This window comes from Bacillus sp. EKM420B (assembly GCF_011065565.1).
GTDB classification, from domain to species: domain Bacteria; phylum Bacillota; class Bacilli; order Bacillales; family Bacillaceae; genus Bacillus; species Bacillus velezensis.
Window position 1 is genome coordinate 941456 of sequence record NZ_JAAMNX010000001.1, and the last position, 14124, is coordinate 955579.

Annotated in this window: 9 protein-coding genes; 5 read left to right on the forward strand and 4 right to left on the reverse strand. The window is 40.2% G+C overall.

Annotated features, from left to right (window positions below; all coding sequences use genetic code 11):
- Window positions 1–199: 199 nt before the first annotated feature.
- Window positions 200–1294 (reverse strand): L-dopachrome tautomerase-related protein, encoded by a 1095-nt coding sequence (locus G9F48_RS04445; protein WP_165409081.1) that lies wholly within the window; start codon window positions 1292–1294, stop codon window positions 200–202.
- 535 nt (window positions 1295–1829) lie between these two features.
- Between G9F48_RS04445 and G9F48_RS04450 the strand changes: the two genes are divergently transcribed.
- Window positions 1830–3221: an MFS transporter gene (locus G9F48_RS04450; RefSeq protein WP_071391794.1), complete on the forward strand. Its 1392-nt coding sequence runs from the start codon at window positions 1830–1832 to the stop codon at window positions 3219–3221.
- Between the two features lie 42 nt (window positions 3222–3263).
- Window positions 3264–4865 (forward strand): xylan 1,4-beta-xylosidase, encoded by a 1602-nt coding sequence (gene xynB / locus G9F48_RS04455; RefSeq protein ID WP_165409082.1) that lies wholly within the window; start codon window positions 3264–3266, stop codon window positions 4863–4865.
- Between the two features lie 162 nt (window positions 4866–5027).
- Here the strand turns inward: xynB and xylR are convergent, their stop codons facing one another.
- Window positions 5028–6182: a transcriptional repressor XylR gene (gene xylR, locus G9F48_RS04460; protein ID WP_165409083.1), complete on the reverse strand. Its 1155-nt coding sequence runs from the start codon at window positions 6180–6182 to the stop codon at window positions 5028–5030.
- Window positions 6183–6444: 262 nt separating this feature from the next.
- Here xylR and xylA point away from each other — a divergent pair, with 262 nt between their 5' ends.
- From xylA to ppsA, 3 genes are all read left to right on the forward strand, one after another.
- Entirely contained in the window at window positions 6445–7782 is a 1338-nt protein-coding gene (gene xylA, locus G9F48_RS04465; protein WP_165409084.1) for a xylose isomerase, read from the forward strand.
- A gap of 133 nt (window positions 7783–7915) precedes the next feature.
- Window positions 7916–9415, forward strand: a complete 1500-nt coding sequence (gene xylB, locus G9F48_RS04470; RefSeq protein WP_165409085.1) for a xylulokinase — start codon at window positions 7916–7918, stop codon at window positions 9413–9415.
- 442 nt (window positions 9416–9857) lie between these two features.
- Complete coding sequence (ppsA, locus tag G9F48_RS04475) at window positions 9858–12455, forward strand: phosphoenolpyruvate synthase (protein WP_165409086.1); 2598 nt, start codon at window positions 9858–9860, stop codon at window positions 12453–12455.
- 484 nt (window positions 12456–12939) lie between these two features.
- Here the strand turns inward: ppsA and G9F48_RS04480 are convergent, their stop codons facing one another.
- Entirely contained in the window at window positions 12940–13038 is a 99-nt protein-coding gene (locus tag G9F48_RS04480; RefSeq protein WP_003154037.1) for a YjcZ family sporulation protein, read from the reverse strand.
- A 512-nt stretch (window positions 13039–13550) separates the two neighbouring features.
- Complete coding sequence (locus G9F48_RS04485) at window positions 13551–13973, reverse strand: hypothetical protein (RefSeq protein ID WP_156734998.1); 423 nt, start codon at window positions 13971–13973, stop codon at window positions 13551–13553.
- Between the last annotated feature and the right edge of the window lie 151 nt (window positions 13974–14124).

The window sequence follows — 14124 nt, forward strand, 5'->3', positions numbered from 1 at the left end:
AGGGGATTTTTTGATTTTGGTCATAAGATTTAAAGGACAATATTTTTGGTCCTTGACCAAAATATGACCTAAAAAAATTGAAGTTATGAATCTAACTCCATAATTGAGGACACGTATTTATTGTAATCCCTTATTCGGTTTAGGATGAAGGCTAAATGAAGCCAATTATGCTCTAAAATTGAACCGGCCATTTTTATTTTCAAAAAGCAGGAGCAGGAAATTCATCAATTTTGATACGAAGTAAACTATAAGGTTTCTGTCGTAAGTCTTCTCCATAATGAAATCTAGCCTGCCGATGTAATTGGTTCACGATGACGTATAAGTATCCATCCGGACCAATCGAAAAAGTATCCGGCCATAAAATTCTCGGATCATGTGCGATGGTTTCCATTGTGCCATTCGGCAGCATCTTTCGAATACTATTGTTCTCGTAATCTCCGGCATAAACGGCTCCTTTTGCATCTGTAATCATTCCATCAGACGCGCCTTTTTCTCCCCAATACGCCACATGATAAAGTAAATCCATGTCCGATATATTTCTATCTCTCAGGGCTTCTGTTGAGATAGAGAACAAATGGCGGCTGGTCAGGGGACAAAAAAATAATACCTTTCCGTCGGGAGAGATCGCAATACCGTCGGATGCCAGCCTAAATGGGGAAGTTGAACCATCCTTGTTACGATTCATCAAAATTTTGCCTTCTACTTTCGGTACAAAAGAGGAATCCGGTGAAGTTGGATTTGCTCCATTTAACCGTCTAAATGCGTTTCCAGTTTCTAAATCAACGACGATAATAGCTCCTGGTCCTTTGGAAGAAGAATCCGTTATATAGGCATAACCTGCAGTTCCGACACGAAAATCAAATCGGACATCATTCAGGTAGGTTGTTGGAAGGACAACATCTTCTGTAAAGGTATACACTCTTCTGATTGTATTGGTTTTTAAATCAACAGCGACTAATTTTGCCCCGCCTTTAATTGGTTCAGAAAAATTGGGCGCCGCTGTATCTAGTATCCAAAGCGTTCCTCTTCCATCAGCAACTACACTTTGGACACTGATGAAAGTCATTTTGATATTCTCAAGGTTAACCAAATTGGTTTGTAAATCAGGATAAGGCTGCAATTTATCCCCAATTATTTCCGCCACCGTAAATTTAACATCGTCTCCCCATTTCGGAAAACAAATGAAAATACGACCGGTTTCTGAAACAGTAACACCGGTAGGCATAGCTCCATAAAATGCATAAACCAGTTCTAAATCACCAAAATATTTTTCAAAAGGCAGCATAGGTTTCATAATATCCTCCTCAACCAATTAAACGGGATATCACTTATATATGATTCGCATTTTTTTAAGTGCATGTTTCTTAACTAAACAAAAGATGATGGAAGTGCTTATCATTTAATAAATCAGTCAGGTGACACATGGGGTTTTTACTTAACGTTTGTCGAAGCAGCCGGCAATTACAACATGGTATGTCCTTTGGTCGGTTTTAAATTCTCTGAAAAAAGAGTTGAAAAAGCAGAAAAGATTTTATAATATGAAATCAAGTTAGTTTGTTCGCTCAACAAACTAATAAAACCACTTTAATTGCCCATCATGTAAAGGTCTTAAATGGGAGGGGGATAAGAGGCTCGATTTAATTGGAGGTATATATAAAACGAAAGCCAAGCTTTTATCCTGTTCACTATGATGAAAATGCTCTGTGAAAGTAAATCGCTATCATTTTTTGAAAGCGCTTTTATAAAGCCTTCACTGGCCGATAAAATTCAAGAAATGTTATACCATTCATCATGTTCCTTATGTAAAGGATCGAAAAGGGGAGGAAATCATGCTCAGTGAAAATGTAAAGAAGATCAGCATGGTTGAAAAAGTTGGATATGCGTCTGGAGATTTTGCATGTAATTTAATTTATGCAACAGTGTCTACTTATCTTTTGTTCTTCTATACAGATATATTTGGTTTACCGGCAGCAACAGCCGGTACGATGTTTTTAGTGGTTAGAATCATCGACGCTCTCGCTGATCCTTTTATCGGAACAATAGTTGACAGAACAAATAGCAGGTTTGGGCGCTTCAGACCGTATCTTTTATTCGGAGCTTTTCCATTTGTCATATTGGCAATACTCTGTTTTACAACCCCGGATTTTTCGGATATGGGGAAATTAATATATGCTTATATCACCTATGTCGGCTTGTCGCTTACATACACAATGATAAACGTGCCATATGGCGCGTTAACATCTGCAATGACCCGAAATAATCAAGAAGTTGTTAGTATAACGTCTGTCCGTATGTTATTTGCGAATCTTGGGGGACTTGTCGTTGCATTTTTTGTTCCCTTACTGGCCGCTTATTTAAGCGATACTTCCGGCAGCGAATCTCTTGGCTGGCAGCTAACCATGGGTATTATGGGAGTTATAGGCGGGTGCCTTTTAATCTTTTGTTTTAAAAGCACAAAAGAGCGTGTCACGCTTCAAAAATCTGAAGAAAAAATTAAATTATCGGATATATTTGAGCAATTTCGTGTTAATCGGCCTCTAGTTGTATTAAGTATTTTCTTTATTATTATTTTTGGAGTGAATTCAATCAGTAATTCGGTTGGCATCTATTACGTAACGTATAATTTAGAAAGAGCGGATTTAGTGAAGTGGTACGGTTTGTTGGGAAGTTTGCCTGCTTTGGTCATTTTACCGTTTATTCCAAAGCTTCATCAATTATTAGGGAAGAAGAAATTACTAAACTATGCATTATTACTGAATATGATCGGCCTCTTAGCTTTACTGTTCGTTCCGTCAAGTAATATATTTCTGATACTTTCCTTTCGATTGCTGGCTGCTGCCGGAAGTCTCACTGCCGGGGGCTATATGTGGGCGCTTATACCTGAAACAATCGAATATGGAGAGTATAAGACCGGGAAAAGAATGGGCGGTCTCATATACGCTATTATCGGATTTTTCTTTAAATTCGGCATGGCCTTGGGAGGGGTTGTACCGGGTTTGGTTCTAGATCAGTTTGGATATGTGGCAAATCAGGTGCAAACGCCGGAGGCATTGACGGGAATTTTAATTACAGCAACCATTATTCCCGTGTTCTTACTGGTTCTGGCCATGATTGATATTAATTTCTATAACTTAGATGAGAAAAAATATAAAAACATGGTGCGAGAATTAGAGAATAGAGACAAAGTTTATTTGGATCATATTGACGATTTCAAAGCTTAAAACATGATGAGTTAACAGAAAATAGCTGAGGAGGCGTTCTGCATGAAGATTATCAATCCAGTACTTAAAGGATTCAACCCCGATCCGAGTATTTGCAGGGTTGGAGAGGATTATTATATCGCTGTATCTACATTTGAGTGGTTTCCGGGAGTCCAGATACACCACTCAAAAGATTTAGTCAATTGGCACTTAGTTGCACATCCATTACAGAGAGTTTCGCAATTAGACATGAAAGGAAATCCTAATTCAGGCGGGGTCTGGGCGCCATGTTTAAGTTACAGCGACGGAAAGTTTTGGCTGATTTATACGGATGTTAAGGTCGTAGATGGCGCTTGGAAAGATTGCCACAATTATTTAGTGACTTGTGACACGATTGATGGTGATTGGGGGGAGCCGATCACATTAAACAGCTCGGGTTTTGATGCTTCTTTGTTCCATGATACGGATGGGAAAAAATATTTATTAAATATGTTATGGGATCAGCGTATTGATCGGCACTCCTTTGGAGGCATTGTCATGCAGGAATATTCTGATAAGGAGCAAAAACTGATCGGTAAACCGAAAGTGATATTTAAAGGAACTGAAAGAAAGCTGACGGAAGCGCCGCATCTTTATCATATCGGGAACTATTATTATTTATTAACCGCAGAAGGAGGAACGCGGTTCGAACATGCTGCTACAATTGCCCGTTCTGCAAATACCGAGGGTCCATATGAAGTTCATCCCGATAACCCAATCTTAACGTCATGGCATGCGCCGGAAAACCCATTGCAAAAATGCGGGCATGCATCTATTGTTCACACACATACAGATGAGTGGTATTTAGCCCATTTAACGGGACGTCCCATTCATCCGGACGATGATTCAATTTTTCAGCAGAGAGGATATTGTCCTTTGGGCAGAGAAACAGCTATACAAAAGCTCTATTGGAAAGATGGCTGGCCTTATGTAGAAGGCGGAAAAGAAGGGAGCTTGGAAGTGGATGCGCCTTCTATACCTGAAACACTGTTTGAAGACACGTATCCGGAAGTTGATGAATTTGAGGATGCAGCATTAAATATTAATTTTCAAACATTAAGAATCCCGTTTATGGAGAAATTAGGTTCATTAACTCAAGCGCCAAATCATTTACGATTATACGGCCATGAATCCTTAACTTCGACATTTACTCAGGCATTTGTAGCCAGACGCTGGCAAAGTCTCCATTTTGAAGCGGAAACGGCTGTTGCGTTTTATCCGGAAAATTTTCAGCAAGCCGCTGGTTTGGTGAACTATTACAATACAGAGAACTGGACGGCTCTTCAAGTCACGCATGATGAAGAACTTGGCCGTATTATTGAATTAACGATATGTGATAACTTTTCTTTTTCACAACCGTTAAAAAATAAAATTGTGATTCCTCGTGAAGTCAAGTACGTCTATTTAAAAGTGAATATTGAAAACGAAAAATATTATTATTTCTATTCATTTAACAAAGAAGATTGGCACAAAATCGATATTGCATTGGAATCGAAAAAATTATCAGATGATTACATCCGCGGCGGGGGATTCTTTACAGGAGCTTTTGTAGGGATGCAATGCCAAGATACGAGCGGAAATCATATTCCGGCCGACTTCAGATATTTCCGTTATAAAGAAAAATGAATGTCCGCATGAAAAAGGAGCTTTCTATTTTGGAACTCCTTTTTCATATTAGAAAGTGCCTGTGTGGAAAAACACGTCAGATATGCTCCCATTCAGGATGAAAATAACAAAACAAAAAACCCATCTTTAAAGATGAGCGTAAAACATAGAAGTTTATACATTTCAGTTATGAACCATGTCGAGAAAATGATCAATCACAATAGAGGACATTCCTAAAGCGGGTGCATTTTTTCCTAAGAAAGATGGTAATAGTTCATAGCTATTGTCTAGGTGGGAATAAACCCTGGATGACACTTCACTTTTAATTGAATGTAAAACCATAGGATGCGATTCAATGATGCTGTTTCTTAAAATGATGGCTTGCGGATTGAATGTATTTAAAATATTGGTCAGGCCTATTCCTAAATAGAAACCAAAATTCTGTAATGCATGTAAAGTTCCAATATCATTCAGATGGGCGAGGTCTATGATATCTTGAGTGGACACTTTTTTCTCTTTCGTCTTTAGAGATTTTATTAAAGCCTTTTCTGAAGCATACAATTCCCAGCAGCCTCGGTTTCCGCAGCTGCATTTCGGACCATTAAAGTCTATTGTCATATGTCCCATTTCTCCAGAGAATCCGCCAACCCCTCTGTATAAATCATTGTTTATAATAACGCCGATTCCTATCCCTGTACCGATACTTACATAAATCATGTTATCGTGATTTTTGGCAGCACCAAATACTTTTTCTCCATATGCGCCGGCATTTGCCTCATTTTCAATAAAAACGGGCACATTGAACTTCTTTTGGATGAAAGATTTTAAGTCAATATCTCTCCAGTTGGAGTTCGGAGCGAAAACAATTTTTTGATTTTTATCAATTAACCCGGGAACGCATATGCCTATACCAATAAGCCCGTACGGAGATTGCGGCATATTTGCAATAAAGTGATGAATCATCTCAATTAAAATATCTTTAGTGATTTCTGGAGAATTGCATTCCAAATGGTGGTGTTGGTCAAGGACGATCGTCCCTTCAAGATCTGTTAAAATGCCATTAATATAATCCACGCCAACATCTATTCCTACGGAGTATCCTGCTTTTTTATTAAAAACAAGCATGACTGGTCTTCTGCCGCCGCTTGATTGTCCCTGACCTATTTCAAATACGAGGTTTTCTTTCATTAATGTGTTTACCTGTGACGAAACAGTTGATTTATTTAATCCGGTCATTTCAGATAATTTTGCTCTTGAAATAGGAGAATTCTTAAGTATTTCGTTTAGTAATAACTTTTGGTTAACTTTTTTGACAAAGGCTTGATCAGCGATATCCACTTCATCCACTCCATTTGTATAATCTTTAAATTAAGTTGAACGTTCTGTGTTATCGTGCGAAACGCAGTACATAGCGAATCCAACCTTTATTATATCTAATGTGTTCGTAAAAAACTAAAAAAATATTGAAAATACTGATGAGGTTATATAAAATGAAAATAAGTTAGTTTGTTTAGGCAACAAACTAATATATAACATGACATAAAAGCATCTGTATTTGAATGATCATGTTTAGAATTTATTTTTAAGGGGGAAATCACACGTGGCTCAGTCTCATTCTGGTTCAGTCGGCTATTTTGAAAGCGTAAACAAAGTGATTTACGAAGGGAAAGATTCCACTAATCCTTTGGCATTTAAATATTATAATCCTCAAGAAGTAATCGGCGGAAAGACAATGAAAGAGCATCTGCGGTTTTCTATTGCTTATTGGCATACATTTACCGCTGACGGCACAGACATGTTTGGCGCAGCTACGATGCAGAGACCGTGGGATCACTATAAAGGCATGGATCTGGCGAGAGCGAGGGTAGATGCAGCATTTGAGATGTTTGAAAAACTTGATGCGCCATTTTTTGCTTTTCATGACCGGGATATCGCACCGGAAGGAAGTACGTTAAAAGAGACAAATCAAAATCTGGATATAATCGTGGACATGATAAAAGATTACATGAGAACCAGCGGCGTTAAGCTATTATGGAATACTGCAAATATGTTCACGAATCCCCGTTTTGTGCATGGTGCGGCGACTTCTTGTAATGCAGATGTATTTGCGTATGCCGCAGCCCAAGTAAAAAAAGGATTAGAAACAGCAAAAGAGCTTTGCGCCGAGAACTATGTATTTTGGGGTGGGCGTGAAGGGTACGAAACTTTGTTAAATACCGATTTAAAATTTGAGCTTGATAATATGGCCAGATTTATGCATATGGCAGTGGATTATGCGAAGGAAATCGGGTATACAGGGCAGTTTTTGATTGAACCAAAACCAAAAGAGCCGACCACCCATCAATATGATACGGACGCAGCAACAACCATTGCCTTTTTAAAGCAATACGGCTTAGACAATCATTTTAAATTAAATCTCGAAGCCAATCATGCCACATTAGCCGGGCATACATTCGAACATGAATTACGCATGGCGAGAGTGCATGGCCTTCTCGGCTCTGTTGACGCGAATCAGGGTGATCCGCTTTTAGGATGGGACACAGATGAATTTCCGACAGATTTATATTCTGCGACATTAGCAATGTACGAAATCCTGCAAAATGGCGGTCTTGGAAGCGGAGGATTAAACTTTGACGCAAAGGTCAGGAGATCTTCTTTTGAGCCTGATGATTTACTATATGCCCATGTTGCAGGGATGGATACATTTGCAAGAGGATTGAAAGCCGCACACAAGTTAATCGAAGATCGTGTGTTTGAAGATGTGATTCAACACCGTTACCGCAGCTTTACTGAAGGGATTGGCCTTGAAATTGCAGAAGGAAGAGCTGATTTCAAGACGCTTGAGCAATATGCGCTGAACAATCAGCCAATTAAAAACGAATCAGGGAGACAGGAACGGTTAAAAGCGATATTAAACCAATACATTTTACAGGTATAACAAATGAAAAAAGAAGCTCCAGATCCCGCCGTAAAAAGATGCAGGCAGCCAAGTTCCCAATTGCCCGCCATGAAGTTACTGTTATGGCGGGTCATTTCAATGGGGATCTATTTAGAGAGGAAGGAGCGAAAAAATGAAGTATGTCATTGGAATAGACCTTGGAACGAGTGCCGTGAAAACCATTTTAGTCAATCAAAACGGCAAGGTTTGTGCAGAAGCGTCCAAAAGTTATCCGCTCATCCAAGAGAAGGCGGGATATAGTGAGCAAAATCCTGAAGACTGGGTGCAGCAAACAATTGAAGCATTGGCTGAATTGATTTCGATATCCAACGTCCAATCTGGGGATATTGACGGGATTAGCTATTCAGGACAAATGCATGGGTTAGTACTGCTTGACCAAGATCGGCAGGTGCTGCGTCATGCGATTCTTTGGAATGATACCAGAACGACGCCTCAATGCAGCAGGATAACCGAGACATTTGGCGATCATCTGCTTGATATCACAAAAAATCGTGTCCTTGAAGGGTTTACATTACCTAAAATGTTATGGGTGAAGGAACATGAGCCTGAACTTTTTAACAAAACCGCTGTTTTTCTGCTTCCGAAAGACTATGTGAGATTCCGCATGACCGGCGCCGTTCACACCGAATACTCCGATGCGGCAGGAACGTTACTTTTACATATGACCCGCAAAGAGTGGAGCGATGAGATTTGCAATCAATTTGGTATTTCAGCAGAAATTTGTCCTCCGCTGGTTGAATCCCATGACTGTGTAGGATCGCTGCTTCCGAGCGTTGCGGCGAAGACAGGGCTGCTCGAAAAAACAAAAGTATACGCTGGGGGAGCAGATAATGCTTGCGGTGCTGTCGGAACCGGTATTCTTTCTTCGGGAAAAACATTATGCAGTATCGGGACGTCAGGAGTCATACTTTCCTGTGAAGAAGACAAAGAAAGGGACTTTAAAGGGAAAGTGCACTTTTTTAATCATGGAAAGAAGGATTCTTTTTATACGATGGGAGTTACGCTCGCTGCAGGGTACAGTTTGGACTGGTTTAAAAGAACGTTTGCGCCGAACGAATCGTTTGAACAATTATTGCAGGGCGTGGAATCTGTTCCGATAGGAGCAAACGGACTGCTGTACACTCCTTACTTGGTCGGTGAAAGAACGCCGCATGCTGATTCATCTATTCGGGGAAGCTTGATCGGAATGGACGGAGCCCATAAAAGAGAGCACTTTTTGAGGGCGATAATGGAAGGCATCACATTCTCTTTATATGAATCAATTGAGCTATTCCGCGAAGCGGGAAAATCAGTTGATACGGTTGTCTCTATTGGCGGGGGAGCTAAAAATGAAACGTGGCTTCAAATGCAGGCTGATATTTTCAATACGAGGGTGGTTAAGTTAGAAAATGAACAAGGTCCGGCCATGGGGGCTGCGATGTTAGCCGCCTTCGGAAGCGGGTGGTTTGACTCTCTTGAAGAATGTGCAGAGCAGTTCATTCATGAAGCAGCTGCATTTTATCCAAAAGAACAAAATGTTCAAAAATATAAAACATTATTCGAGTTGTATAAGAACATTTACGCTCACACAAAAGATCTCAATACAGCTTTAAAGAGCTTTCGACAAACCTAATTTTCAGGAGGTCAGTTGAGGGATATCAAAGCAGCGGCAGCGCTAATATAACTTCAAATGTGTTAACTATTGAAGGAAACAGATAAGCATTCTTGTAAGTTGTAATGTACGATGAAATGAGAAGTATACACACAAAACATCCCCTCACTTTGCGTGAAGGGGATGTTTTTTATTACCGAGATTTTCCTGTTTCTTGAATCCGTGGAGATAGCCTTTCTGCAATGGATTCACAGGTATCACTCAACTTCAGGAGTTCCTTAGAAAATGAAGAAAGAACCTCGCCAAATTGGCCAGGTTCTTTTTATATTGCACAAAAACAGATACGGTGATATAATCAGAACACGCGCGCTTTCTGTGTGAAAAGTCATAGTTATCCATCTTATATTATGATTATATCATGCTGAAAAGCTCTTGTCAAATTTTTTTGAAGGGGAGATATAGAATGAGTTCTTTGGTTCTCGGCATTCACGAAATTGAAAAAACACAGCCTTTGCTCGTTGGAGGAAAAGGGTTACATTTAGGGGAATTATCAAAAATTCAAGGAATACAAGTACCGGAAGGATTTTGTGTCACAACCGCAGGATATCGAAAAGCCATTGAACAAAACGAAACGTTACAAGCGCTGTTGGGTCAACTGACCATGCTGAAAGCGGAGAATCGGGATCAAATTGGTGAAGTCAGCAAAAAAATCCGGCAAACCATTATGGAAGCAGAAATTCCTTCAGATGTAGTCAAAGCAGTTGCTTGCTATCTCTCCCGGTTCGGCGAAGAACATGCCTATGCCGTACGTTCCAGTGCGACAGCTGAGGATTTACCGCATGCCTCTTTTGCCGGTCAACAAGACACCTATTTAAATATTACCGGCCTCGATGCGATCTTGCAGCATATCAGTAAATGTTGGGCGTCCCTATTTACGGATCGCGCGGTCATTTACCGTATGCAAAATGGGTTTGATCACAGCCAAGTTTATTTATCTGTTATCATCCAAAGGATGGTGTTCCCCCAGGCTTCGGGGATTTTATTTACCGCTGATCCGATGACCGGAAACCGAAAGCTGCTGTCCATCGATGCCGGTTTTGGACTTGGTGAAGCACTGGTCTCCGGCTTAGTATCTGCCGATTGTTATAAAGTACAGGACGGGCAAATCGTCGATAAGAGAATAGAAACCAAAAAAAAGGCTATCTATGAACGAAAAGAAGGCGGAACGGAAACACAGGAGATCGATCTTGATCAGCAAAAGATTCAAACACTGACTGATGAACAAATTTTACAGCTGGCACGTATCGGGAGACAGATCGAAGCTCATTTCGGCCAGCCGCAAGATATCGAATGGTGTTTGGACCGCGATACTTTTTATATTGTCCAAAGTCGTCCGATCACAACGTTATACCCCGTTCCTGAAGCGAACGATCGAGAAAATCACGTCTATATCTCTGTCGGTCATCAGCAAATGATGACGGATCCCATAAAACCCCTTGGATTGTCTTTTTTTCTGTTGACGACTGCTGCACCCATGCGTAAAGCCGGCGGAAGGCTATTCGTTGATGTCACACATCAACTGGCATCCCCTAATGTCAGAGAAGTTTTCTTAAAAGGCATGGGGCAGCACGATCCGCTCTTAAAAGACGCACTTATGACCATAATAGAGCGGCATGATTTCATTAAGCCGATACATGATAAAACGGCGCCGATTCCCGGCAAAGGCAATGCAGATATGCCGGATCAAGCTGAAAACGATCCGGCAATTGTTTCTGATTTGATTAAGAGCAGTCAGGCATCGATAGAAGAGTTAAAACAAAACATCCAGACGAAATCAGGATCTGATTTATTTCGTTTTATTTTGGAAGATATCCAGGAATTAAAGAATATTTTATTTAATCCAAAAAGTTCGGTATTGATTCGAACTGCAATGGATGCTTCATCATGGATTAACGAAAAAATGAACGAGTGGTTAGGCGAAAAAAACGCAGCAGATCCGCTTTCTCAATCTGTACCCCATAATATTACTTCAGAAATGGGGCTTGCGCTATTGGACGTCGCCGATGTGATCCGTCCTTATCCAGAAGTAATTGCCTATTTAGAGAATGTAAAAGATGATCACTTTTTGGATGGGCTGGTGAAGTTTGAAGGCGGGCGGGAAACCCATGACGCTATCTATGCTTATCTCAACAAGTACGGAATGCGATGTGCCGGAGAAATTGATATCACAAGAACTCGATGGAGCGAAAAATCAATTGCACTTGTCCCTATGATTCTTAATAATCTCAAAAACTTTGAGTCAAATGCCAGCCAGCGGAAATTTGAGCAAGGGCGGCAGGAGGCATTGAAGAAAGAACAAGAGTTATTAGACCGATTGAAGCAATTACCGGACGGTGAACAAAAAGCCAAAGAAACTAAACGAATGATCCAAATCATCCGGAACTTCAGCGGATTCAGAGAATATCCAAAATACGGCATGATCAGCCGCTACTTCGTTTATAAGCAGGCTTTACTGAAAGAAGCCGAACAACTCGCAAAAGCGGGGGTTATTCATGAAAAAGAAGACATATACTATCTCACTTTTGAAGAACTTCAGGAAGTCGTACGCACAAATAAATTGGATTACCAAATCATCAGCACACGAAAAGGCGAGTACAAAGTATATGAAAAACTATCTCCGCCGCGTGTTATCACGTCTGACGGTGAAATCGTTACAGGCGAGTACAAACGAGAAAATCTCCCGGCCGGAGCGATTGCCGGGCTGCCCGTTTCCTCGGGAGTCATAGAGGGCCGGGCACGGGTTATTTTAAACATGGAAGATGCCGATTTGGAAGATGGAGATATATTAGTTACCTCCTATACTGATCCCAGCTGGACACCATTGTTTGTATCCATAAAAGGCCTGGTTACTGAAGTTGGCGGACTGATGACCCATGGAGCGGTTATCGCGCGTGAATACGGCTTACCTGCAGTTGTTGGAGTTGAAAATGCAACCCAATTGATAAAAGATGGGCAGCGAATCCGCGTTCATGGAACAGAAGGCTCTATTGAAATATTATAATAGCGGGTGTGTGCAGCACGTCACCGTATATTTTCCTGCATTTTAACTGACAAAGACCGAACAATAAGAAAAGCCGGAACCTCTTAGAAGAGGAATCCGGTTTTTTTATGTGAAAATGATTTAATATGTGAACACCGCATTTTGTGGGCGGACCCTTACAAAAAAGATTCAGTGACTAAATCTAACGAATGACAACTTTATAAAGGTGAGTAATATCCTTTTTAAGTCCACAACATCTGTAATTCTGATGAATTAAAAACGCTTTAGTTTTTTAACAACTATTTAGGGATTGTTCGCTTTATTCTTCATAGCGGCAATATTGGCGCAGGCAGGGGAGGAAACTCTCCCGCTTACCAGAGTAAAAATAAAAAATGTTTATCTTAGATAGATTTTTTAAAAAGTAAAAACGCCATAAAACTTCTTATGGCGTCTGTCCGAACTAAGGGATGCAATGTTTGGGAGACGATTATAAATCGTCAATGTGCTAGAAAAGGAATGCAGCACCTACAATGATTAACAAAATGAAAAGCACAACGATCAATACGAAAGAACTTCCACCGTAATTTCCACCGTAGTTCCCCATATATTGCCACCTCCTGTTGTTAGGATAGTACATAATATGCCGGACGATAAATTTCGACATAGATTTAAGTCTAAATAAGAAAAAATGGATATTAAGTCTAAAATGAAGAGCTTCTAAGAATATGAAATAATGGGAAGTTAACTGGAAGAGAGAAATGGATGGGACGGTTTGCTGTTGAAAGAGGAGGGATATGGCTCAACATGCAATAAAACTGTGTATGAAAGTGGTGAGCCATGAAGTTACTTCATCATGCAGAGCCACATACGAAGAGGTACAAGGAAATTATAGTTAACGAAAATATTCATCATTTCCCGGGCAAGCGCAGTATACGACAAATCAAAACAAATCACAAAGGGACGGAAGGTACGATACAAGGAGGCTGCTTGCGGGTTTGTGATGCCGATAAAGTTTCCGTTTCAAAAAGGTCATATGTTTATTCGGAACTTTACGTTTATTCCTGCAGAATGCTTGGAAAAGAAAGTCGGCAAAACTGCCGACTTTCCTAACGGAATTTAGATCTCAACAGATCTAAAGAAACCATCGACACTATCACCGGTGCCGCTATCATATTTCAGGATGTATTCTCCTTTTTGGTTAACGCTGAATTCTTGAATGAACGTTTTCCCCGCATTTAATGTCGTAGAGGATAAGAGTGTATTCCCATTAGGATAATTAATGGTGAATTTGAAAGATTTGCTGCCGTCATTCGCAACAAAAACTCTGATTTTTCCTGGAGAGCTGCCTTGATAGTTGAATGAAACCTTACCGGTACCGCCAGAAAAAGGCTGACACGCAATATACGGAGCGTCACATGACCAACCAGCAGGTTTCATGATTTTATCTTGATTCGGCAAAGATTTTGCAGAAACATCTGCAGCCCCCATTAGCGGAATTAACCCAAAAGCAAGAGCGCCGGCAATAATTTTCTTTTTCATTCGTATTCCTCCTCTTAATACTGAATGTGTGATACAGCTATAAATTTACAATATTTATAAAACAATTCCTTCTTTTTTAAGCTGAGAGAAGAAGAAAAAATTTAAAGAGGACAAATAAATGTCACAAATTAACAATCCATACACTGCAGTA